Source organism: Nonomuraea sp. NEAU-A123, assembly GCF_018603905.1.
Classification (GTDB): Bacteria; Actinomycetota; Actinomycetes; order Streptosporangiales; family Streptosporangiaceae; genus Nonomuraea.
In genome coordinates this window covers 125446-148390 of record NZ_JAHFZZ010000006.1, presented here as the reverse complement: position 1 = coordinate 148390, position 22945 = coordinate 125446, and the positions used below count along the sequence as shown (strand labels likewise).

The 22945-nt window shown below is 71.1% G+C and carries 23 protein-coding genes; 16 read left to right on the top strand and 7 right to left on the bottom strand.

Annotated elements, in window-relative coordinates; translation table 11 throughout:
* Positions 1-16 precede the first annotated feature (16 nt).
* Entirely contained in the window at positions 17-730 is a 714-nt protein-coding gene (locus tag KLK06_RS19810; protein WP_214637011.1) for a hypothetical protein, read from the top strand.
* A 49-nt stretch (positions 731-779) separates the two neighbouring features.
* Positions 780-1556 carry an FAD:protein FMN transferase gene (locus KLK06_RS19805; protein ID WP_214637010.1) on the top strand — a complete coding sequence of 259 codons (777 nt, stop codon included), beginning with the start codon at positions 780-782 and terminating at the stop codon, positions 1554-1556.
* A gap of 20 nt (positions 1557-1576) precedes the next feature.
* Here the strand turns inward: KLK06_RS19805 and KLK06_RS19800 are convergent, their stop codons facing one another.
* Positions 1577-1852, bottom strand: a complete 276-nt coding sequence (locus tag KLK06_RS19800) for a hypothetical protein (RefSeq protein ID WP_214637009.1) — start codon at positions 1850-1852, stop codon at positions 1577-1579.
* 141 nt (positions 1853-1993) lie between these two features.
* Here KLK06_RS19800 and KLK06_RS19795 point away from each other — a divergent pair, with 141 nt between their 5' ends.
* Positions 1994-2374 carry a phage holin family protein gene (locus KLK06_RS19795; RefSeq protein ID WP_214637008.1) on the top strand — a complete coding sequence of 127 codons (381 nt, stop codon included), beginning with the start codon at positions 1994-1996 and terminating at the stop codon, positions 2372-2374.
* Between the two features lie 5 nt (positions 2375-2379).
* Positions 2380-3738 carry an aromatic amino acid ammonia-lyase gene (locus KLK06_RS19790; protein WP_214637007.1) on the top strand — a complete coding sequence of 453 codons (1359 nt, stop codon included), beginning with the start codon at positions 2380-2382 and terminating at the stop codon, positions 3736-3738.
* 62 nt (positions 3739-3800) lie between these two features.
* Here KLK06_RS19790 and KLK06_RS19785 read toward each other — a convergent pair whose 3' ends face one another.
* Complete coding sequence (locus tag KLK06_RS19785; RefSeq protein ID WP_214637006.1) at positions 3801-4793, bottom strand: LacI family DNA-binding transcriptional regulator; 993 nt, start codon at positions 4791-4793, stop codon at positions 3801-3803.
* Between the two features lie 213 nt (positions 4794-5006).
* On the opposite strand from KLK06_RS19785, the gene KLK06_RS19780 reads away from it, so the two are divergent.
* A complete protein-coding gene (locus KLK06_RS19780) occupies positions 5007-5867 on the top strand; it encodes an amidohydrolase (protein WP_308168339.1) in 861 nt (286 codons plus the stop codon).
* Positions 5864-6421, top strand: a complete 558-nt coding sequence (locus KLK06_RS19775) for a cysteine dioxygenase family protein (protein WP_308168338.1) — start codon at positions 5864-5866, stop codon at positions 6419-6421. Before KLK06_RS19780 ends, KLK06_RS19775 begins: the two co-directional genes overlap by 4 nt.
* Here the strand turns inward: KLK06_RS19775 and KLK06_RS19770 are convergent.
* A complete protein-coding gene (locus tag KLK06_RS19770; protein WP_214637004.1) occupies positions 6418-7080 on the bottom strand; it encodes a hypothetical protein in 663 nt (220 codons plus the stop codon). The genes KLK06_RS19775 and KLK06_RS19770 overlap by 4 nt on opposite strands.
* Positions 7081-7093: 13 nt before the next feature.
* Positions 7094-8266 (bottom strand): MFS transporter, encoded by a 1173-nt coding sequence (locus tag KLK06_RS19765; RefSeq protein ID WP_214637003.1) that lies wholly within the window; start codon positions 8264-8266, stop codon positions 7094-7096.
* Positions 8267-8335: 69 nt separating this feature from the next.
* Between KLK06_RS19765 and KLK06_RS19760 the strand changes: the two genes are divergently transcribed.
* Positions 8336-9316: a LacI family DNA-binding transcriptional regulator gene (locus tag KLK06_RS19760; protein ID WP_374197131.1), complete on the top strand. Its 981-nt coding sequence runs from the start codon at positions 8336-8338 to the stop codon at positions 9314-9316.
* On the opposite strand, the gene KLK06_RS19755 is transcribed toward KLK06_RS19760, so the two are convergent.
* Positions 9282-10766, bottom strand: coding sequence for an MFS transporter (locus tag KLK06_RS19755; protein ID WP_250905724.1), 1485 nt, complete (start codon positions 10764-10766; stop codon positions 9282-9284). The two genes, KLK06_RS19760 and KLK06_RS19755, sit on opposite strands and share 35 nt — an antisense overlap.
* Positions 10767-10877: 111 nt before the next feature.
* On the opposite strand from KLK06_RS19755, the gene KLK06_RS19750 reads away from it, so the two are divergent.
* The 9 genes from KLK06_RS19750 to KLK06_RS19710 all read left to right on the top strand — a co-directional run bounded on the left by KLK06_RS19750 (position 10878) and on the right by KLK06_RS19710 (position 21185).
* Positions 10878-11861 carry a helix-turn-helix transcriptional regulator gene (locus KLK06_RS19750; protein WP_214637001.1) on the top strand — a complete coding sequence of 328 codons (984 nt, stop codon included), beginning with the start codon at positions 10878-10880 and terminating at the stop codon, positions 11859-11861.
* Between the two features lie 289 nt (positions 11862-12150).
* Positions 12151-13116: a sugar-binding transcriptional regulator gene (locus tag KLK06_RS19745; RefSeq protein ID WP_214637000.1), complete on the top strand. Its 966-nt coding sequence runs from the start codon at positions 12151-12153 to the stop codon at positions 13114-13116.
* A 220-nt stretch (positions 13117-13336) separates the two neighbouring features.
* Positions 13337-14434, top strand: coding sequence for a sugar ABC transporter substrate-binding protein (locus KLK06_RS19740; protein WP_214636999.1), 1098 nt, complete (start codon positions 13337-13339; stop codon positions 14432-14434).
* A 48-nt stretch (positions 14435-14482) separates the two neighbouring features.
* Positions 14483-15274 (top strand): ATP-binding cassette domain-containing protein, encoded by a 792-nt coding sequence (locus KLK06_RS19735; protein ID WP_250905723.1) that lies wholly within the window; start codon positions 14483-14485, stop codon positions 15272-15274.
* The gene (locus KLK06_RS19730; RefSeq protein ID WP_214636998.1) at positions 15271-16506 is read left to right on the top strand and encodes a sugar ABC transporter permease; all 1236 of its coding nucleotides are present in this window, start codon (positions 15271-15273) and stop codon (positions 16504-16506) included. The genes KLK06_RS19735 and KLK06_RS19730 overlap by 4 nt, the downstream gene beginning before the upstream one ends.
* The gene (locus KLK06_RS19725) at positions 16506-17981 is read left to right on the top strand and encodes an FGGY-family carbohydrate kinase (protein WP_214636997.1); all 1476 of its coding nucleotides are present in this window, start codon (positions 16506-16508) and stop codon (positions 17979-17981) included. The genes KLK06_RS19730 and KLK06_RS19725 overlap by 1 nt, the downstream gene beginning before the upstream one ends.
* Positions 17978-19558 (top strand): FGGY family carbohydrate kinase, encoded by a 1581-nt coding sequence (locus KLK06_RS19720; protein WP_308168337.1) that lies wholly within the window; start codon positions 17978-17980, stop codon positions 19556-19558. Before KLK06_RS19725 ends, KLK06_RS19720 begins: the two co-directional genes overlap by 4 nt.
* Positions 19555-20169 (top strand): histidine phosphatase family protein, encoded by a 615-nt coding sequence (locus KLK06_RS19715; protein ID WP_214636996.1) that lies wholly within the window; start codon positions 19555-19557, stop codon positions 20167-20169. Before KLK06_RS19720 ends, KLK06_RS19715 begins: the two co-directional genes overlap by 4 nt.
* Positions 20166-21185, top strand: coding sequence for a 2-hydroxyacid dehydrogenase (locus KLK06_RS19710; protein ID WP_214636995.1), 1020 nt, complete (start codon positions 20166-20168; stop codon positions 21183-21185). Before KLK06_RS19715 ends, KLK06_RS19710 begins: the two co-directional genes overlap by 4 nt.
* On the opposite strand, the gene KLK06_RS19705 is transcribed toward KLK06_RS19710, so the two are convergent.
* On the bottom strand, positions 21175-22032 hold the full coding sequence (locus KLK06_RS19705; RefSeq protein ID WP_214636994.1) for a carbohydrate ABC transporter permease: 858 nt from the start codon (positions 22030-22032) through the stop codon (positions 21175-21177). The genes KLK06_RS19710 and KLK06_RS19705 overlap by 11 nt on opposite strands.
* Complete coding sequence (locus tag KLK06_RS19700; protein WP_214636993.1) at positions 22029-22910, bottom strand: carbohydrate ABC transporter permease; 882 nt, start codon at positions 22908-22910, stop codon at positions 22029-22031. The genes KLK06_RS19705 and KLK06_RS19700 overlap by 4 nt, the downstream gene beginning before the upstream one ends.
* Between the last annotated feature and the right edge of the window lie 35 nt (positions 22911-22945).

Sequence of the window (22945 nt, the reverse complement as noted above, 5' to 3'; positions counted from 1 at the left end):
GCGCATCGTCTATCCCATGGCTAGCGAGGCAAAGGCGAATCAGCCTCTCATCGTGTTCTGGTGCGGTGTCGCGGTCGCCGAGTTCGGTGCGATCCAGCCGGGGTTCGGGTACCCATGGCGTCCTTCCGCGTGGGCCGTCGCCGGGTTGCTGGTGGCGCTCGGGCTGCTGTCGGTCAAGGCGCCGGAACTCCTCCGGTCGGAGCAGGCCAGGCAGCGCCTGCGGCTGGCCGGGTACCTGGCGGGCACGCTGCTGGTGACCCACCAGCTCAGCTCCACCGCGTACGTGACCACGTCGAGCCGCACCGGCTCCCTCCTCCTGTACGGCATCGCGGCCGTGATGGCCGTCTGGCACTACGGCGTCCGGGCCACGACCAGAGGGTCCCTGCTCATCGTCGCCGACCTCGAACCCGCCGGGCTGCGCGACCTGCTCGCCACCCACACGGGCGACACGGTGACCGTCTACCGGACCGACCGGGTGACCGACGAGCTACGCGAGCTGGCGGCCGAGCACGGCCTGGTGGTCGTCGCCGGCCAGGAACACGACCCCCGGGCCAAGGAGCGGCTCAGCGCCTCGGGGCTGAGCCGTCAGGTGCCCGACATCGCCGAACGCACGGTGATCGTCGCCGGCCCGCGCCCCTTCCAGCGGTACGTCCGGGGCGCCCTGACCCGTCTGTCCGTACCGAAGGCGCAGGTCAAGACAACCAATTTCAAACGTAAGCCGTTGGTTTAACAAGGCATTACGCGCGCCGTGGGACGGTTGCTGCGAACAAGGAGGCAAGGTGACGACTTTCCCCGGAAGCGCCCGTGTCGAGATGGTCATGGGCATACCCGTCAGCGTGGATATCCGTACGGCCCTGCCGCGGCGGGAACTGGCTCCCGTACTCGACGACGCCTTCGCCTGGCTGCGCTGGGTGGACGAGACGTTCAACCCCGCCAGGGAGGACAGCCAGATCAGCCGGCTGAACCGCGGCGGGACCATCAGGCAGATCCCGGAGCTCATCGAGGTGCTGCACCGCTGCGACGAGCTCAGCGAGGCCACCGGCGGCTGGTTCGAATCCCGGATCAACGGCGTCATCGACACCTCGGGCTACATCAAGGGCTGGGCGCTCGAACGGCTCTCCCGCGCGCTGGCCAGTGCGGGTGCCGTCGATCACCGCATCACCGCCGGCGGGGACATCAGGGTGCGCGGCTCGGCCGCCCCCGGCAAGCGCTGGCACATCGGCGTCCGTGACCCGCGCACCGGCCTGGTGCGTAAAGTCGTCTTCACCCACGACATGGGCATCGCCACCTCGGGCGGCGCGAACGTCGTCGACCCGCGCACCGGCGTCAAGCAGGACAAGCTCGGCTCGGTCACCGTGCTCGGCCCCGACCTGGGCGCCGCCGACGCGTACGCCACCGGGATGTACGCCATGGGCCCGGTGCTGGCCAGGCGCTTCGCCATGGAACTCGCGGAGGCCGAGCAGTACCAGACCATGATCATCAGCCGTGACGGGCAGGAGATCAGCACGCCCGGCTTCGCCCACTACGGCGGCGCCGAAGCTCGACTGGCGGGCTGAAGCGCGGGGTCGGACGCGGGTCAGGCGTCGGGATGTTTGCTCAGGTATTCCAGGTAGACCGGTCGCAGCGCCTCGCCGAGCTCGCCTTCGCCCGCTGCGAGGGCATCGCTGAGCAGTGCGGACACCCGGCTGAGGTCGTTGGCGGTCTCCGTGTCGTGACCGCTGGCGGCCTCCGCCGCCGGGATCACCCTCAGCAGGTTCCACAGAAAACCCAGATCGCCGTGGCGTACGGCGTAACTGACCGCGCGGTCGTGCAATTCGCTGGCCGACAGCGATTCGAAACCCTCGGACTCCATCTCGCTCCCCTCCCCCGCACGTCTCTGCCCATCGTTGCCCATCGATAACGCCTATCACAGTGCGTGCCCGGAATGCACATATCCGGTCATCACGGTGATCCCCTATCGGAGCACCGATCGGTAATGGGAGGATCAACCAGCGTGAGATTCATCATCAGAACCCTGGCGGCCGCGGTCGCCCTCTGGGTGGCCATCCAGTTCGTCGCCGGCATCCAGATCACCGGCCCCCAGAACACCCCCACCTACTGGGGCACCCTGCTCGTCGTCGCCCTGATCTTCGGCATCATCAACGCCATCGTGAAGCCGATCATCAAGGGACTCGGCTGTGCCCTGATCGTCCTGACGCTGGGGCTGTTCCTCCTCGTCATCAACGCGGCCATGCTGCTGCTGACGAGCTGGATCTCCGATCAGCTCGACATCCCCTTCCACGTCAGCAACTTCTATCCGGCCGCCTTCTGGGGCGCCATCATCATCAGTGTCGTCAGCTGGCTGCTCGGCCTGTTCATCCCCGACAACGATTGAGCTCGATGGAACTCGACGGTGCCGGTCTGACCTGCGCGCAGGTCCATGCGGTGGCGTACGGCGCGGCCCGGGTCACGATCTCCTCACTGGATCGGGCCCGGGCGGCGTGGGGGGCGGCCCAGGAGCTGACCGGGCCCGTCTACGGGCGGAGCACCGGAGTCGGGGCCAACAAGGACGTGATTGTCGAGGGGGGCGGGCTCGACCTGCTGCGCAGTCACGCGGGCGGCGCGGGGCCACTCGTCGCGCCCGAACAGGCCAGGGCGATGCTGGTGGTGCGGCTCAACCAGTTGCTGGCGGGCGGCTCGGGCATCGATCCGGGCGTGCTGCCGGTGCTGGCGGAGGCGATCAACGACGGCTTCACTCCCCCGATCCGCACCTATGGCGCCATCGGCACCGGCGATCTGACCGCGCTCTCGGCCACCGCGCTCTGCCTGCTGGGGGAGATGCCCTGGCAGGGGCCGACGGCAAGCGGGCCCCGATATCCGCTGGCGTCCGGTGACGCGGTGCCATTCGTCAGCTCGGGGGCCGCGACGCTGGCCGACGCCGCCATCGCCGTACACCGGCTGCGCGTCCTGCTGGACGCCACCGTCGACGTGGCGGCGTTCAGCTTCGTCGCGGTGTCCGCCTCGGCCGAGCCGCTGGCCGCGGCCGTACAGGCGGCCCGACCGCACCACGGTCAGGCCGCCACGGCCGCCCGCCTGCGGGGGCTGCTCTCGCGGGAGTTCGCCGCCCGCATCCAGGACCCGTACGGCTACCGCGCCTTCGCCCAGGTGCACGGTGCCGCGCTGGACGCACTCGACCGCGCCGAGCGCGTCGTCGAGACCGACCTGAACGCCGCCGCCGAGAACCCGCTCATCGCCGACTCGCTGGCCTGGCACAACGGCAACTTCCACTCGGCCCCGGTCGCGCTGGCCCTCGACGCGCTGCGCGCGGCGCTGGTGCCGACGGCCCAGCTCAGCACGGCCCGGCTGGCCACGCTCATGGAGCCCGCCTACACGGGGCGGCTGCCGTTCCTGGCGGCGCGACCGGGCGGGTCGGGGGCGATGATCCTGGAGTACGTGGCCCAGGACGCGCTGGCCGAGCTACGCCACCTCGCGAACCCGGTCACGGCCGGGACCGCCGTCATCTCCCGGGGGACCGAGGACCACGCGGGGTTCGCGACGCAGGCCGCGCGCTATGCGCTGCGCTGCGTGGAGCCGCTGGAGATCGTGCTCGCCTGCGAGCGCCTCGCCGCCACCAGGGCCCCCGACGTCCCCGACCGTCCCCTCTCGGATGATCTCGACGCCGCGCGTGCGCTGATCTCCAAACAATTTCCTTCTTGTACGGCAAGCCGTGGGCACCCGCCACCCGCCGCACAGGGCTGAGGGCCTCCAGGAGGACGGCCGCTGACCCGCACGGGGATCCCGCCGCTACGGCCCGCCGGGCCTCACTTGGGCGCCCTGCCCACCGAGCCGCGTTCGCGGAGCGTCGGCTGTTGCACGACCCGGCGGCGCCGTGCCCCTCCGTCGGCCGCCGCCGACATGAGGCGTACGGCCGCCCGCACGATGCCGTCGATGTCCCAGTCCACCGTCGTGAGCCCGGGCGTGAGCAGGCCCGACATCGGGTGGTTGTCGTAGCCCATGACCGATACGTCGCCCGGGATCGACAACCCCAGCTCGGCCGCCGCCGCGTAGACGCCATAGGCGATCGAGTCGGCGAAGCAGAACACCGCGCTCGGCCGGTCGGCGTCCAGGGTGCGGTGGGCCGCCTCGGTGGCCGCCGCCAGGCTGTGGGGCGCGGTGGCCACCACGATGTCGAGGCCGAGGCGGTCGGCTTCGGAGGTGACGAGCACGTCGGCCGGACGGTCGGGGGTGCTGGTCATGGTCGGCGTCAGAACGGTGATCCGCCGGTGGCCCATGGCGTGCAGGTGTTCGAGGGCGAGGCTGACGCCGCGGCGGTTGTCGAAGACCACTTCGCCGGCCGTGCCGGCGAGTGAGTCGCCGATCGCCACCACCGGCAGCGACTCGCACAGGTCCGCCCAGAACGGCGCCGCCGGATCGACGGGCTGCACGATCATGCCGTCGACCCGCTGGTCGCGTAGTTGCTGGGCGAGGGCCCGCTCACGGGCCGGGTCGCCGACCGCGTCGAGGATCAGCGCGTAGCGGTCCTTCTCCCGCAGGCCCCTGCTGATGCCGACGGCCAGCGACTGCTGCCAGAGGTCTTCGAGGGAGCCGCAGAGCAGCCCGATCATGTTGGTGCGCCCGCTGGCCAGAGCCCTGGCGATGGGGTCGGCCTCGTAGCCCAGCTCGGCTGCGGCGGCGCGTACGCGCTCCATGGTCTCCTCCGAGACCTGCATGCCACGCAGCGCGTAGGACACAGCGGCCGGCGACAGACCGGTCGCCTGGGCCACTTCCCGGATTGTCGCTCTCTTCCGCGGCATCCAGCCAGCCTATTGCGTGCCACCGACAGAAGCTCGCATGCCGAAGGGGCCGCTGGCGTGGTTCATCCAGATCCGGGGGCTAGCGGCCTGCCGTTGACATTTGTCTTGTGAAGCGGTTCACTGAACCGTATCACTGAATCGCTTCACAAGCTCGTATCACCAGCGTGATAGGTTTACCCGTAATACTAGTAGGAAATAGAGGGAGGTGTGGTCGTGAGCATCGACATTCATCAGCATCTGTGGACCCGTTCGTTCGTCGAAGCGCTCCGCGGCCGGACCGTCCCTCCGTACCTCGACGGCTGGACATTGATCCTCGACGGCGAACCGCCCTACGAGGTCGACCCCGCCGACCACGAGAACCGGAACGTCACAGGGCTGGAGCTGGCCCTGGTCTCGCTGTCCAGCCCGCTCGGCATCGAGTTCCTGCCTCCGGAGGAGGCGTGGCCGCTGCTCGAGGCCTATCACGAGGGCGCGCTCGCGCTGCCCGCGCCGTTCGGCGCGTGGGCCTCGACCTGCCACAGCGAGCCCGACCCCGAGCGCCTGGCCAAGGACCTCGACCGCGGGTTCGCCGGGCTGCAGATCCCGGCGACGGCCCTGCCCGACGACCGCCTGCTGGACGTGCTCACGGAGCGGGACCTGCCGCTGTTCATCCATCCGGGCCCGGCCGCGCCCGAGCCCGGCACGCCGTCCTGGTGGCCCGCGCTGGTGCCGTACGTCCAGCAGATGCACGCTTCCTGGCACTACTTCCACGCGGTCGTCAGGCCGCGCCACCCCCGGCTGCGCGTGTGCTTCGCGCTGCTGGCCGGGCTGGCCCCGCTCCACTCGGAGCGACTGATCGCGAGGGGCGGCACGGGCCGGGGCCTGGTGGACCCCGGCTGCTTCGTGGAGACCTCCTCGTACGGCCCGCGCGCGATCGACGCGATCGTCCGCGAGCTCGGCGTCGACGTCGTCGTCAACGGCTCCGACGCCCCCTATGCCACCGCACCCGACCCGGGCCTCGGCGAGGCAGCCGCCCACGCCATCCGGGTCACCAATCCCCGTCGTCTACTCGGCCGAAAGGAGACCCGTAAGTGAGCGAGCAAATCCTCGAACACACCGGCACGAATCAAACCCAGGACGGGGGTGCCTGTGCTCGGCTCCCGGAACGCACACTGGACCGGCGAGAGCTGCGCGAGCTGGTGAACGAGCTGGCCGCCAACCCGGCCGAGTGGCGGGACCAGGTGGAGTTCCCCGCCGACGGCGGGCGGCACTACGCCTCGCTCTACCGTGACGCGTACGTCGACGTCTGGCTCCTGTGCTGGCGGCCCGAGGACGACACGGGCTGGCACGACCACGACATCTCCTCCGGCGCGGTCCACGTGGTGCAGGGCGCGCTGGCCGAATGCAACCCGCGCATCGGCGGCGAGCACCTGGAGACCGTGGTGACGGAGGGCCAGTCGTTCTCGTTCGGCCCGGACCACATCCACCGGCTCAACGGCGCCGTGGACAACAGCGTCTCGATCCACGCCTACTCGCCGCCGCTGTGGCGGCTGGGCCAGTACTCCATCGACGACACCGGCGTCATGCGCCGCGTCTCGGTCAGTTACGCCGACGAGCTGCGTCCCATGGACGACGCCGTGGTGGCCTAGGAACGGTGTGGTGGGGGCCTGAGCACGCAGCAGCTCGCGCAGGGCTCCACGTCGGGCAGCGCGATCCACAAGCAGCAGGTCCGGCGGAAGTAGCCGTCGTCGGCGGGCTCGATCAGCCCGTCGACCGGCTTGCCGATCTCGGCCAGCAGCGCCATGTAGTCACCCGCCACGAACTGCGTCAACGGGTGGGCGAACGCCTCCGCGGTCGAACCCCAGAGCGTCCGCTCACCCACCTTGACCATCCGGCTGATCACCCGTACGAGCGGCTCCTGCGACTCGGCCAGCGCGTCCCTGATCGGCGCGGCGCCGGACCCCCAGCTCACCCGCGTGGCCGCGATCGTCACGCCCGCCCCGGACACCTTGAAGTACGTGTCGGCCAGCCGCATGGTCGGCACCCGCCCGTCGAGCGCCCAGCCGAGCGCCATCGGCATCGTGTGCCAGTAGCCGTAGGTCTTCCAGAACAACGCGGCGCCGACGTGGCGAGGGGCCTTCCAGCGCGCCGCCGTCTCGTCGACCAGCTCCCCCAGCAGGGTGTACGGCGGGCGCAGCAGCTCCGAGGCGGCCGTCCAGGTCTCGTCGGGCTCGATGACCAGGCCCGGTTCGACCCCGATCACCCCGCCGCGCCCGTCGGCCAGACGCTGGAGCGCCTCGGTCAGCACGTGAGTCCCTCCGCTACAGGCAAGCCTTACTCAACGTAGCAGGACGCCCGGCGAACCAGCCAGCCAGCAGCTGCGCCCCCAGCGCGCCGAGCCCCGCCAGCAAGGGCACCGTCCACCCGCCGGACGCCTGCCTGAGCAGCCCGAACAGCACCGGCCCCAACGCGGCCACCGCGTACCCCACCGACTGCGCGACCGACGAGAGCGCGGTCACCGACGCCGGGTCGGGCGCACGCAGCGCGATCAGCAGCAGCGCCAGCGCGAACGAGGCGCCCTGCCCGATACCGAGCACGACCATCCACAGCCACGGCGCGGCGACCGGGGCCAGCAACATGCCGAGGTATCCGGCCACGGTCATCAGCCCGGCCCCGATCACGAACGGCACCTGCGACGGCCGCCGCCCGGCCAGGATCGGCACGGCGAGCGTGGCGCCCACCTGGACCAGGTTCGTCACGCTGAGCAGGTAGCCGCCCTGGTCGGCGGGGAGCCCGGCGTCGTGGAAGATCGTCGGCAGCCAGGCCAGCATCACGTAGAAGGTGAACGACTGCAGGCCCATCAACGCGGTCACGTACCAGGTCACCCGGCTGCGCAGCACCACCCCGAACGGCCGCGGCCCGTTCTGCGGCCCCGCCTGCCCGCGCAGCGCCTGCGGCAGCCACAGCAAAGCGGCCAGCAGCGCGGGTACGGCCAGCAGCGCCGAGACGCCGCGCCAGCCGTAGCCCGTGGCGTGCTCGATGGGGATCACCAGTGCCGAGGCGGTCGCGGCGCCGCCCACGATCGCGGAGCTGTAGACGCCGGTCATCAGGTTGACCCGGTCGGGGAAGTACTGCTTGGTGATACCGGGCATGGCCACGTTCATCACGGCGATGGCGATGGCCGCGATCGCCGCGCCCGCGTACAGGGTGGGGACGCCGTCCAGGCCGCGCAGCACCACGCCGGCGGCCAGCACGAGGAGCCCGGCGAGTAGCGTACGGTCCAGCCCGATCCGGCGCGCGAGCAGCGGCGCGATCGGCCCGAACACGCCCAGGCAGACCACCATGACCGTGGTGATCCCGCCGCCGCCGGCGGGCGTGAGGCCGACGTCCTTCATGATCTCGTCGAGGAGCGGGGAGATGCCGGCGATCGCGGGCCGCAGGTTCAGCGCGGCCAGCACGAACCCGGCGACGAGCAGTGCGGATCTCAGCGACATAGAACCCCTACTCTCGCATAACGCTCTGACAACGTTGTCTGGCCGTCCTACTTGGGAAAGGATCCAAGAGTGAGACCGACGATGAAGGACGTGGCCTTGGCCGCCGGCGTGGCGCTCAAGACGGTCTCGCGCGTCGTGAACGGCGAGCCGGGCGTCAATCCGGCGACGGCCGCACGGGTGCGCGAGGCCATCGAGCGGCTGGGCTACAGCCGCAACGAGAGCGCCAGAGTGCTGCGCAGGGGCCGCACCTCGACCGTCGGGCTGGTCATCGAGGACGTCGCCGACCCGTTCTACGCGGGGCTGACCCGGGCGGTCGAGGACGTGGTCATCGTTGAGGGCTGCCTGCTGCTGAGCGGCTCGTCCGGCGAGAAGCCGGCCAGGGAGCGCGAGCTGGTGCGCACGTTCTGCGCCCGCCGGGTCGACGGTCTGATCGTGGTGCCCGCCGGTGACGACCACTCCTACCTGCGGCCCGAGCTCGACGCCGGGACGCCCGCGGTGTTCGCGGACCGGCCGCCCGGGCCCGGGCTGGACGTCGACACCGTGCTCAGCGACAACGCGGGCGGCGCCAGGGAGGCCGTCGGCCACCTCCTGGCGCACGGCCACCGCCGGATCGCCATGCTCGGCGACCACCCGTCGATCTTCACCGCGGCCGAGCGGCTGGCGGGTTACCGTTCGGCCCTCGGCCCGCTCTTCGACCCCCGGCTGGTGGCGATGCGCGCCCCCACGCCCGAGACGGTCCGCACGGACCTGGAGCGCATGCTGGCACTCGACTCGCCGCCGACCGCCCTGTTCACCGGCAACGGCCGTCTCACCGTGACCGCGCTGCGGGCGCTCGGCGGGCGGCGGATGGGGCTGGTCGGGTTCGACGACTTCGAACTGGCCGACCTGCTGACGCCCGGGGTGACGGTGGTGGCCCAGGACCCGACCGGGATGGGCCGGGTGGCCGCCGAACTGCTGTTCCGCCGCCTGGCCGGGGACGGCGGCCCGTCGGAGCACGTCCAGTTGCCGGTGCGCCTCATCCCCCGCGGCTCGGGCGAACTACCTCCGTAACCTCTGGGGCGGCATCCGGACGAACGTCTCCCGCGAAAGGGCGGCCGTCTCCACCAGAGGAGGGGCGGGCGTCGCCGGCAGAGGTGGGGTCGGTCTCCGGGCGTAGTACGCCGGACAGGGCCAGGGCGACGAGGACGCCCGCGAGGCCCGCCGCGGCGATGGCCGGGCCCGGGCCGATCGCCTCGCCCAGGGCACCGATCGCCGCCGCGCCGATCGCCTGCCCGGTCATCAGCCCGGCCGACAGCAGCCCGAACGCCTGCCCGCGCACCTCCTCCGGCACCGACTCGACGAAGCGCCGCTGCAACCCAAGCTGGTAGGACAGCCCAGCGGCGGCCACGGCAGCGATCACCGCCGCCCACGCCACGCCAGGCGCCGCCAGAAAGGCCAGCCACGGCAGCCCGATCAGCACCGCCAGCGGCAGCGACAACCGCTCCCTGAGCGCCGGAGCCGCGAACCGCCCCACGCTGAACTCACCGACCGCCATCCCACCCGCCGCCAATGCCAGCACCACCCCCGCCTGCCCCCGCCCACCCAGATAGGGCACGATCATCGCCTCGGCCCCCGCCAGGCACATACTCGGCAACCAACTCGCCAACAGCAGCCCCCGCACCCGCCGATCGACCAACAGCAACCGATTCACCCGCAATGTCACCCGCACAGCCCCGCCTCGGACCACCGCACTCCCAGGCGCCTCCCGAGCGACCGTGTCGTCCACGACCGTCCCGTACGGAGGCGCGCCATCTGAGAGCGCGCCATCCAGGCGTGCGCCGCCTGAGGGCGTGTCGTCTGAGGGCGTGTCGTCTGAGGGCGTGTCGTCTGAGGGCGTGCCACGGGCAGCCGTGCCGTACGTAGCCGTGCCTCGGGCGGGCCGGTACGGCAGGCCGTACCGGAGTACCAAGGCGGCCACCGCCGAGAGCGCCGCCGTGACCGCCAGCGCCCCGCGCGGCCCCGCCATCGCCAGGAAGGCGCCCCCGACGGCGAGCCCCGCGATCTGGGCGCTCGCCGACGTGACCCCCATCAGCGACCTGGCCAGCACGAACGCGTCCCCAGGCAGCACGTCAGGCAGCAACGCACTCCGCGCCGCCCCGAACACCGGCGAGAACAGCCCCGTCACCAGCACCAGCCCGAGCATCACCGGAACCGGCAACCCGGCGAAGGCCAGCAGCAGGCACACCACCACCCTGACCAGCTCCCCCACGACCATCACCGCCCGAGGCGGCAGCCGGTCGGCCAGGGAGAGCAGGAACATCCCGCCCACGATGTACGGCAGCCACCCGACCATGTAAGCCGCGGCCGAGAGCCCGGGCGACCCCGTCTCCGCGTACACCAGCACCGACAGCGCCAGCATCTTGATCGAGTCCCCGGAGATCAGCAGCGCGAAGCTGCCGAACAGCACCCGGAACTCCCGCACCGCGAACACCTGCCCAAAGGTGGCTCCACGCTCCGTCAACCCACACCCCCACGTCGAAAGGGCGATCCCGGAGGGAGGTCTCGAGACCGCCGGACACGATGCTGCGGGAACACTCCCGGCGGAGGCGACACTTTCGGATATAACCGAAAGGTGTTCAGGATCGAAGTCACGCCGCAGGACGTGGTGGCCAGCAGGTTCGCCATCTCGCCGCTGATCGAGACCATGCACGCGCAGTGGGTGATCGAAGGCCGCACCGCGCCGGGCGCGCATCGGCGCTGGGCCGAAAAGTGGCGCGAACCGTACAAGAAGCTGGCCGCCCGCCACCCGGCACTGCGCGCCCTGGTGGCGATCACCGGCAACAAGGGCAGCGACAACGTCGACTTCATCGCCCCGCCGCCCGCCGGGATGAGCGTGCCGTTCGAGACCGAGCTGGCCGCCATGCGCACCACGCCGGTCGGGCAGGCGCACGCGGAGATCGCCGCCGCCCTGGCCGGCCGGCCGCCCGTGCCGCAGTGGACCAGGGCGTTGCTGCTCGGCCCCGACGTCGTCCAGGTGCTGGCCGACGCCTACGAGGCGCTGTGGACGGAGATCCTGTCCAAGGACTGGCCGCGCTTCCAGGCGATCCTGGAACGCGACGTGGTGCAGCGGGCGGGCCGGCTGGCGGCGTACGGGTGGGCGGCGGCGCTCGACGACCTGAGCGAGCAGGTCCGGTGGCACGGCGACGGGTACATCGAGGTCCGGATGGGCAAGGGCGAGGAACTGCACCGGCTGGGCGGCAAGGGGCTGCTGTTCCTGCCGTCGGCGTTCGTGCCCGCCGTGGGCGCCTACCTGGAGGACGCCTGGCCGTACGCGCTCACGTACCCGGCCCGTGGCACGGCCGCCGAAACGCCCGCGACGGGAGCGGGCCTGGCGGTGCTGATCGGCCGCACCCGCGCCCGCATCCTCGCCGAGCTCGCCGTGCCCGCCACCACGACCCACCTCGCCGCCCTGCTCGGGCACAGCCTCGGCACCACCGGCGGCCACCTGGCCGCCCTACGCGGCACCGGCCTCATCGCGGGCACCCGCACAGGCCGCACCGTCCTGTACGCCCGCACGCCACTCGGCGACGCGCTGGTCACCGGCCAGGCGCCGTAACCGCCCGTTCCAACCCCCACCATCCTGTACGGCAAGCACGGGAAGCCCAACCCGCCGTCACCCCCATTGGTCGGACGGCCCCCAACCAGTCGGAAACGGGCGCGGTCCCATTCGCCGGACGGCCCCCAACCGTTCAGGGGCAGGCGGGCCGATCGGTGGGACGGCCGGCCGGTGAGCGGTCGCGCATGGGCGATTATTGTTCGGCGGGCTTGTTAGCGGTCCGGCCGGAGGGTGCGGAGGTATAGTCACATCCGTCCAGCACAAGTGTTCAGGCCGAGGGAGTGCGCGCATGAAGGCCGCCGAGGCCGCGCCGGAGGCGCAGGCCCGTTTCCCGCACGATCTGATGTACGCGGCAGCGTCGCAGTACTACCTCGAAGACGCCACCCAAGCCGACATCGCCAAACGGCTGGGCGTCAGCAGGGCGACCGTGAGCCGGCTGCTCACCGAGGCCCGCAGGCAGGGCATCGTCGAGATCAGGGTGCACCGGCCCGCCACCCTCGAGGAGGGCCCCCTGGCCGCCGAGGTGGCCGAGGCGCTCCAGTTGAAGCGCGTGCACCTGGTCCCCAAGGTCAGCGGCCCGGCACTGGGTCCCTGGCTGGCCCCCGGGCTGGCCCGCGCCCTGGCCGGGGTCGGGCTGGAGTCGGGCGACGTGGTGCTGGTCTCGTCCGGCAGCACGGTGTACGAGTGCGCGCGCGAGGGCCTCGGGCAGTTCCCCGGCGTCACCATCGCGCCGGCCGTGGGCGGCCAGGAGGAGCCACAGCCGTGGTTCCAGACCAACGAGACCACCCGCATCCTGGCCGAACGCGTCAGCGGCGTGCCCAGCTACCTGTACGCGCCCGCGCTGCCGGGGCCCGAGCTGTTCTATTCCCTCCAGCACGAGCCGTCGGTGCGCAAGGTCATGGACCTGTGGGCGCACGCCAAGTGCGCCATCGTCGGCGTCGGCTCCGCGCCGCTGATGCGGCAGGTCGTGCCCGCGTTCATGCCGCGCGACGCGGAGAGCCTGCGCGAGGCCGTGGGCGACGTCTGCATGCGGGTGTACAACCGCGCCGGGGAGCCGGTCTCCTACCCGGGCAGCGAGCGCCTGGTGGCCCCCGGCCTGCACGAACTACGCCGCATCCCCTCGTCGATCGCGGTCGCGGTGGGCGCCGAGAAGGTGCTGTCCATCATCGCGGGCGCCCGGGGCGGCTACTTCAACCAGTTGGTCACCGACGTCCTGACCGCCGAGGGACTCCTCGCGGCGGCCCGCCGTTCCTGACGAACACCCCCCAAACCGCAGACGAACGGCAGACGCCCAGTTCTTGACCAAACCCAGGCGAAGGCCCTGAACACTTTTGCTGGACAATTATTCTGCACTCGCGCTAGCGTGAGCCGCACCACAGGCGTGGCCGGTTGTGAGCGGCATGTCTCCCGTGGCGTTTCGGGGGAGCGACGCGATCAGCGAGTCCGTGAGGACGTAGTGAGTGAGGAAAGAACCCGTGAAGAGAGTTCAGATGCGGACCTCCGCGTTCGCCGCGGTTGTCGTCATCGCAGGGTCGGCGCTGGCCGCCTGCGGCTCCGGTTCCACCGGCGGTGACAGCGGCTCCAGCAGCAGCAACAGCGGTGGCGGCGCGGAGAACGCCAAGGTGGCCTTCCTCATGCCCGACCTCGCCTCCACCAGGTACGAGCTGGCCGACAAGCCGCTCTTCGAGGCCAAGATGAAGCAGCTCTGCCCGAGCTGCACGGTCATCTACCAGAACGCCGACTCCGACGCCGCCAAGCAGCAGCAACAGGCCAACTCGGCGATGGCTCAGGGCGTCAAGGCCATCGTGATCGACCCGGTCGACTCGGCCGCCGCGGCCACGATCGTCAAGACGGCGCAGTCACAGAAGATCCCGGTCATCGCCTACGACCGGCCGGTCCCGGCCACGCCCGCCGACTACTACATCTCGTTCGACAACGAGAAGATCGGCAACATGATCGCCCAGTCCCTGGTCGACCACCTCAAGAAGGAGAACGCCAAGGGCGGCATCCTCGAGGTCAACGGCTCGCCCACGGACGCGGCGGCCGGCCTGATCAAGAAGGGCATCCACAGCGCGATCGACCCGAGCGGCTTCAAGCTGCTGGCCGAGTACGACACCCCCGACTGGCAGCCGGAGAAGGCGCAGACCTGGGTCAGCGGCCAGATCACGCAGTTCAAGGACCAGATCGTCGGCGTGGTCGCGGCCAACGACGGCACCGGCGGCGGCGCGATCGCCGCGTTCAAGGCGGCCGGTGTGAAGGTGCCGCCGGTCACGGGCAACGACGCCGAGCTGGCCGCCGCTCAGCGAATCATCGCCGGCGACCAGTACAACACGATCTCCAAGCCGATCAAGATCGTGGCGGAGGCGTCGGCCGACGTCGCCTACCAGTTCATGCAGGGCAAGAAGCCCGAGGGCAAGACCACGCTCTACAACACCCCGTCGCAGCTGTTCGTCCCCACGGTCGTGACCAAGGAGAACATCAATGAGGTGCTGTTCCAGAGCGGCATCATGAAGGCCGCCGACGCGTGCACCGCCGAATACGCCAAGGGCTGCGCCGAGCTCGGCATCAAGTAGCTCGGCATCAAGTAGAGGCTCATCGAGTAGGGCGAGGGAGGAGCCGTCTTGTCGCCTACAGAGCAAGCGGACAGCGTTCTGTCCCTGCGGGGGATCAGCAAGACGTTCGGCGCGGTCGCCGCGCTGACCGACATCGAGCTCGATGTCGCGGCGGGCCAGGTCATGGCCATCGTCGGCGACAACGGCGCGGGCAAGTCGACGCTGGTCAAGATCCTTTCGGGGGTGCACCCGCCCGATTCGGGGACGATCACCTTCGAGTCGCGGGACGTCGAGATCCCGACGCCGGCGGCGGCGCACAAGCTCGGCATCGCCACCGTCTTCCAGGACCTCGCGCTGTGCGAGAACCTCAACGTGATCCAGAACCTGTTCCTGGGACAGGAGGTCCGCCCGCTCCGGCTGAACGACGTGGCGATGGAGACCCGCTCCTGGGAGCTGCTCCGCCAGCTCTCGGCGAAGATCCCGAGCGTCCGCGTGCCGGTCGCCGCGCTCTCCGGCGGCCAGCGGCAGACGGTGGCCATCGCCAGGTCGCTGCTCGGCGACCCCAAGGTGATCATCCTCGACGAGCCGACCGCCGCCCTGGGCGTCGCCCAGACGGCGGAGGTGCTCAACCTGGTCGAGCGGCTCCGCGAGAACGGCCTCGGCGTCATCATGATCAGCCACAACATGGCCGACGTGCAGGCCGTGGCCGACACCGTGGCGGTGCTCCGGCTCGGCCGCAACAACGGGGTGTTCGACGTGGGCGCGGTCTCCACCGAAGAGATCATCGCCGCCATCACCGGCGCCACCGACAATGCGGTCTCCCAGCGCCAGGCGCGCCGCAAGGAAGGGCTCCCCTCATGAACAGCACGCTCACCACGGATCGCCAGGACGAGCGGCTGAGCGGGCGCGAAGGGCTGCGCGGCGCGATCGCCGACGTGGTCGAGCGGGCCCGCGGCGGCGACCTCGGCGTGATCCCCGTCGTGGTGGGGCTCATCGTCATCTGGACGGTGCTGCAGATCCTCAACCCGATCTTCCTGTCCAGCGCGAACCTGGTGAACCTCACGCTGGAGTCGGCCGCGGTCGGCATCATCGCGCTGGGCATCGTCTGCGTGCTGCTGGTCGGCCAGATCGACCTGTCGGTCGGCTCGGTCAGCGGCCTGTCGGGAGCCGTGCTCGCCGTCCTGTTCGTCAGCAACGGGCTGCCGGTGTGGCTGGCCATCCTGGCCGCGGTCATCATGGGCGCGGCCATCGGCTGGGTGTACGCGCAGTTGTTCAACCGGTTCGGGGTGCCGAGCTTCGTCATCACGATGGCCGGGCTGCTGGCCTTCCTCGGGCTGCAGCTCTACGTGCTGGGCAGCAAGGGCTCGATCAACCTGCCGTTCGACTCGGCCCTGGTGAACTTCGCGCAGCTCGACTTCGTGCCGCCGTGGCTGTCGTACTGCTTCGCGGTGATCGCGGCCATCTGGCTGTTCGCCAGCGGCTACCTGCACGCCCAGGAGCGGCGGCGCGCCGGGCTGTCGTCCAGGAACCTGTCCACGCTGATCATCAGGAGCGTGGCGCTGCTGGCCGTGCTGGCCTTCGTGGTCTACTACCTCGGGCAGACCCGCGGCGTGGGCTGGATGTTCGTCTTCTTCGTGGCCCTCGTGCTGATCATGCACTACATGCTCTCGCGTACCAAGTGGGGCCGGGCCGTCTACGCGGTCGGCGGCAACGTGGAGGCCGCGCGCCGGGCGGGCATCAACGTCAAGGCCGTCTACACCTCGGTCTTCGTGCTCTGCTCGTCGTTCGCGGCGGTGGGCGGCATCCTGGCCGCGGCCCGGCTGGCGGCGGCGAACCAGAGCAGCGGCGCGGGCGACGTCAACCTCAACGCCATCGCCGCGGCCGTGATCGGCGGGACGAGCCTGTTCGGCGGGCGCGGCACGGCCTTCGGCGCGCTGCTCGGCATCATCGTCATCCAGTCGATCTCCAGCGGGCTGACGCTGCTCAACCTCGACTCCTCCATCCGGTTCATGGTCACGGGCATCGTCCTGCTGCTCGCGGTCGTCGTCGACTCGATCGCCCGCAAGTCGCGGACCTCCCACGGACGAGCCTGATGGCGGTCATCTGCGTCGACGCGGGGACCACGGTCATCAAGGCCGTGGGGTACGACGAGACGGGCGCCGAGGCGGCCGTCGTCCGGCACGCGACCAGCGTCTCCCGGCCCGCACCCGGCCAGGCCGAGCAGGACATGGACTCCGTCTGGGACGCGGTCGCGCACACGGTCCGCGGCGTCGCGTCCCAGCTCGGCTCCGCGCCCGACTTCGTCGCCATAACCGCGCAGGGCGACGGCTGCTGGCTGGTCGACGCCTCGGGCCGGCCCACCGGTCCGGCGATCCTGTGGAACGACGGCAGGGCCGCCGCGACGGTCGACGGCTGGAACCGCTCGGGACTGGCCGCCGACGCCTTCCGTATCAACGGCTCCTCCGCCGCATCCGGGCTCCCCCACGCGATCCTGACCTGGCTGAACAAGCACGACCCCGAACGGCTGGCCCGCTCGGCCGCGAACCTGTCGTGCGGCGGCTGGATCTTCTCCCGGATGACCGGAGAGTTCGCCGCCGACGAGTCCGACGGCTCGGCCCCCTTCATGGACCTGCGTACGCGTGCCTACTCCCCCGCCCTGCTGGCCATGTTCGGCCTGGAATGGGCCGAGCACCTGCTGCCCGAGCTCCGCGACGACACCCGCCGGGTGGGCGGGCTGACGCGCGAGGCCGCCGAACTGCTCGGGCTGCCCGCCGGGACGCCGGTGGTGATGGCGCCCTACGACATCGCCTCCACCGCGCTCGGCGCCGGCACCGTGGGCGCCGGCCAGGCGTGCAGCATCCTGGGCACCACGCTCTGCACGGAGACCGTCGTCGAACGGCCCGACCTGGACGGCGAACCCGTCGGCATCACGATCGCGATGCCCGGCGGCTACCTGCGTGCCTTCCCCACCTTCGCCGGAACCGAGGTCCTCCAGTGGGCCTGCCGCCTGCTCGGCCTGGACGGCCCGGCCGAGCTGGGCGAACTCGCCGCCACCGGCCCGCCTGGCGCGGGCGGGCTGTCGTTCCAGCCGTACTTCTCCCCCGCCGGCGAGCGCGCGCCGTTCTCCGATCCGCTGGCCAGGGGCGCCTTCCTCGGCCTGTCCTTCGAGCACGGGCGCGAGCACGTCGCCCGCGCCGTGCTCGAAGGACTCACGCTCGTCATCCAGGACTGTCTGACCGCCTCCGGTGACCGGCCGCACGAGCTGCGGGTGTGCGGCGGCGGCTCGGCCAGCGCGCTCTGGCTGCGGATGATCTCCGACGTCACCGGCCTGCCGGTCTTCAGATCGAGCGACGCCGAGGTCGGCGCCAGGGGCGCCTACCTGGTCGGCCTGGTCGCCACGGGTGCGGCCACCGGGATCGAGGCCGCGGCCGAGCAGCATGTACGCCTGCGCGACGCCGTACGACCCGAGCCCGGCGCGTACGGCACGGCCTACCGGGACTTCCTCGCCCTGCGCGAGACCAGCGCCCGATCGTGGCCGCTGCTCGCGGAGATGCGGGGTCGTACGTGAGCGTCTGGATCGGAGTGGACCTGGGCACGCAGAGCGTCCGGGCGATGGCCGTCACGGACGGCGGTGAGCTGCTCGGCTCAGCCAGCAGGCCGCTGACCAGCCACCGTGACGGGCCCCGGCACGAGCAGGACCCGGAGCAGTGGTGGCGCGAGCTCGCCGCCGCCACCACCGAGGCGCTGCGCGACGTGCCGCCGGAGCGGATCCGCGGGGTCGCCGTGGCCGCGACCTCCGGCACGATCCTGCTCACCGGCCCTGACGGGCAGGCGCTGACCCCCGGCCTGATGTACGACGACCGGCGGGCGACGGCCGAGGTGGAGCGGGTCAACGCGGTCGGAGCGGCCGTCTGGGAACGGCTGGGCTACCAGCGCATGCAGGCGAACTGGGCGCTCCCCAAGCTGCTGTGGCTGCTGCGTGACGCCCCGCCCGGTGCGCGGCCGGCCCATCAGAACGACTTCGTGAACCGGCGCCTGGTCGGGCGCGAGGTGGCCACCGACCTGGGCAACGCGCTCAAGACGGGCGTGGACCTGATCGACGAGCGGTGGCCGTACGAGGTGTTCGACGCGCTGGGCGTGCCCACCGGGACGCTGCCCGACGTCGTACGGCCGGGCACCACGCTCGGCACGGTCTGCGCCGAGGCGGCCGCGATCACCGGCATCCCGGCCGGCACCCCGGTGATCGCCGGGACCACCGACGGGTGCGCGGCGCAGCTCGGCGCGGGAGCCATGACGCCGGGTAGCTGGAACTCCGTCATGGGTACCACCCTGGTGCTCAAGGGCGTGACCAGAGAGCTGATCCACGACCCGCTGGGCGTGGTCTACTCGCACCGCGCGCCGGACGGCTCGTGGCTGCCGGGTGGCGCGTCGAGCACGGGCGCGGGGGTGCTGACCCGCGAGTTCGCGGGCCGCGACCTCGACGCGCTGAGCACCCAGGCCGCCGCCCGCTACGGCCGCACCGCCCGCGACACCTCCCTCGCCACCACCGCCCGCGACGCCTCCCTCGCCACCGCCTCACGCGACGCCTTTCTCGCCACCACCGGCCGTGCCATCCCCGGCATCCCGGACACCCCCAGGACCCTTGGCGCCCCTGGCGCCGAGCTGACCGTCACCTATCCGCTCGTGTCGCGCGGGGAGCGGTTCCCGTTCGTCGCGCCCGAGGCCGAGGGGTTCACGCTCGGCCATCCCGCCGACGACGTCGAGCGCTACGTGGCGATCCTGCGCGGCGCGGCGTTCGTCGAGCGGCTCTGCTTCGACTACCTCGACCTGCTGGGTGCCCCGGTGGACGGCGAGATCGTGCTGACCGGCGGGGCCACCAAGAGCGCCTACTGGACCCAGCTCCGCGCCGACGTCCTGGGGCGTCCCGTCACGCTGCGGGAGAACGCCGAGCCAGCGCTCGGCATGGCCGTACTCGCGGCGGGAGAAACGGGCGACCCGGCCCGGATGATCCGCACCCGCGAGGTCGTGGACCCCGCCGGGCCCCGCCTGGACGAGGCCTATCTACGCTTTGTCGCCGAACTGGAAGGACGCGGCTGGCTGCCCGAGAGCGCCGCCGGCCACGCCCGTGAGAGGACCGCACCATGACCGACATCGCACTGGTGCGCCACGGCGAGTCCGTCTGGCACGCCGAGAACCGTTACGCCGGGGTCAGCGACATCGAGCTGACCCCGCGCGGCTACGACCAGGCCGGTCAGCTGGCCTCCTGGGCCGGCCGGGCCGGACTGGCGGCCGTCTGGGCGTCCACGCTGAGCCGGGCGAGGCTCACCGCCGCCGCGAGCGCCAAGGCGGCCGGCGTCGAGCTACGGGTGGACGAGCGGCTGCGGGAGCTCGACTTCGGCCAGGGCGAGGGGTTGACCGCCGCGGAGATGCGCGAGTTGTTCCCCGAGGCCCGTGCCGCCTTCGAGGCCGACCCCGCCGCGAGCCCGCTGCCGGGCGGTGAGGACCCGAAGCAGGCGGCCGACCGGTTCACCGAGTGCCTGCGGGACATCGCCGCGGCCCATCCGGACGGCCGGGTGATGGTCGTCGCGCACACGACCGTCATCAGGATCGCGCTGTGCCGGCTCATGGGCGTGCCGCTGGGCGAGTACCGGCGGCTCTTCCCGCGCCTGGACAACTGCGCCATCACAGAGATCCGCCCGCGGGACGGCCAGGTGGCGATCCTGCGGTACAACTCCCCGATTGGAGCTCTTCGTTGACCATCCGAGTCCTCGCCGCCGGCGACCACTTCGTCCAGAACCGCCTCTTCATCGACGCCATCAGGCGCGAGGTTCCCGGTGACGTGGAGATCCGCGAGCTGACGCTGCCGTGGCCGGAGGTGCCGTTCGGCCGGGTGGGCGAGGTCGATGAGGCCTCCGACGTGGAGGACGAGCTGATCGAGGCGCTGCGCGGTGTCGAGGTCTGCGTGACCCAGATGGCCCCCCTGACGAAGCGGGTGCTGGACGCGTGCCCGGAGCTCAAGCTGTTCTGCGTGAGCCGGGGCGGCCCGGTCAACGCCAACCTGGACGCGGCCTCCGAGGCCGGGGTCGCGGTCACGTTCGCGCCGGGACGCAACGCCGTGGCCACCGCCGAGCACACGCTGGCCATGCTCCTCGCCGCCACCCGCCGCATCCCCCAGACGCACGCCGACCTGGCGGGAGGCGTCTGGCGGGGCGACTACTACACCTACGACAACGTCGGGCCCGAACTGGAGGGCTCCACAGCGGGCCTGATCGGCTACGGCGCGATCGGCCGCCGGGTGGCCCGCATGCTGGAGGGCTTCGGGGCGGAGGTCCTGGTCTACGACCCTTACGTGGAAATTTCAGGACAGGTGGAGTTGGCCGAGCTGCTCGAACGCTCCCGCTTCCTCTCCCTGCACGCACGCGCCACGCCCGAGACCATCGGCATGATCGGCGCACCGCAGATCGCCGCGATGCCCGCCGGGTCCGTCATCGTCAACTGCGCGCGCGGCTCGCTGCTCGACTACGACGCCCTGTGCGACGCGCTGGACTCGGGCCACCTGTTCGGGGCGGCGACGGACGTCTTCCCCGAGGAGCCCATCCCGGCGGGGTCGCGGCTCCTCACGACCCCGAACCTGGTCATGACCCCGCACCTGGCCGGCGCCAGCAAGGAGACGGCCATGAACGCCGCCACCATCGTCGCCGGGGACGTGGCCCGCTATGTCCGCAAGGAGCCGCTCAGGCACTGGGCGAACCCGGCCGCGCTCATCCCTTGAGCGCGCCGGCCATCAGCCCGCGCATGAAGAACCGGCCGAGCAGCACGTAGATCAGCATCGTCGGCACCGACGCCAGGATGGCCGCCGCCATCTGCTGGCTGTACGGGGTGGCCTGGGCGCCGGCGATGTTGTTGAGCATGACGGTCGTCGGCCAGCTCGTCGGCCCGGTGAGGAAGACGGCGAACAGGAAGTCGTTCCACATCGAGGTGAACTGCCAGATGATCACCACCGCGATCGCCGGCGCGGACACCGGCAGCACCACCGACCAGTACGTACGCAGCATCCCCGCGCCGTCCACCCGCGACGCCTCGATGAGCTCGTCGGGGATGGTGACGTAGTAGTTCCGGAAGATCAGCGTGCAGATCGGGATGCCGTAGACCACGTGCGCCAGCGTCAGCCCCGGGATGCCGCCGTAGAAGACGCCCTGCAGCCCGGTCAGCTCGTTGAGGTTCACCAGGAGCTGCACCAGCGGGATCATCACCCCCTGGTACGGGATGAACATGCCGAACAGGAACAGCGTGAACAGCAGGTCCGCGCCCGGGAAGCGCCACTTCGACAGCACGTAGCCGTTCAGGGAGCCGAGCACGCAGGACAGCAGCGAGCCCGGCACGGCCAGCAGGACGGAGTTCCACAGGCCGGGGGCCAGCTTCTCCCACGCCACGCGCCACGCCTCGAAGGTCCAGGTCCGCGGCAGGTTCCACGCCTGGCCCGGATCCGCCTCGGTGAGCGGCTTGAAGCTGGTGACCAGGAGGACGTAGATCGGGATCAGGAAGATCACCACGAAGGCGATCAGCAGGGCGAGGCGCACCCCGGTGGACGCCCGCCTGCGCCCGATGACCGCGGTCATGAACGCCTCTCCTTACGTACGGACCAGATCAGGTACGGGATGACGAAGATGGCCACGCTGAGCACGATGTACGAGGCGATCGTGGCGCCCTTGGCCGGATCGTGGGAGTCGAAGACCGCCACCCACATGAACACGGCGGGCACGTCGGTGATGATCTGCTTGCCCGAAACCGCCACGATCAGGTCGAACACCTTGAGCGAGATGTGCCCGAGGATGATCAGCGCCGACAGCGTCACGGGCCGGAGCATCGGCAGCACGACGTACCGGTAGACGCCCCACTCGTTGCACCCGTCGACGCGCGCCGCCTCGCGCAGTTCCTCCGGCACGCCGCGGAACCCCGCCAGGAACAGTGCCATGACATATCCGGACATTTGCCAGACTGCCGGGAGGGCCATCGCGGCCATCCCCCAGTCCGGATCCCGGAACCACTGCCACTGCGGCAGCCCGATCCAGTCGAACAGCCGGTTCAGCCCGACCGCCCGCTGCTCCATCCCCGAGTTCATCAGCCACCGCCACACGATGCCGGTCGCCACGAAGGAGATGGCCATCGGGAACAGGTAGATGGCCCGGAAGGTGCCCTCGCCCCTGACCCCCTTCTCCATGAGAAACGCCAGGAACCAGCCGAGCACCAGCGCGCCCAGCACGAACACGAGCGTGAACATGATCGTGTGCTGCACCGAGAGGTGCCATCGCGGCAGGTCCCAGATGTCGACGAAGTTCTTCAGCCCGACGAACTTGCCTTCGGACACCTCGTCGTGCTTGTCGGTCATGGCCAGCCGGAAGTTCCAGCCCAGCATGCCGTACACGAACACGCCGATCGCGACGATGGACGGCGTGACGAGGAGTAACCCAGGCAGCCAGGTGCGTGCCCGCCTCACAACATTCCCTCCAAGAAATACGGCAGGCGCGAACG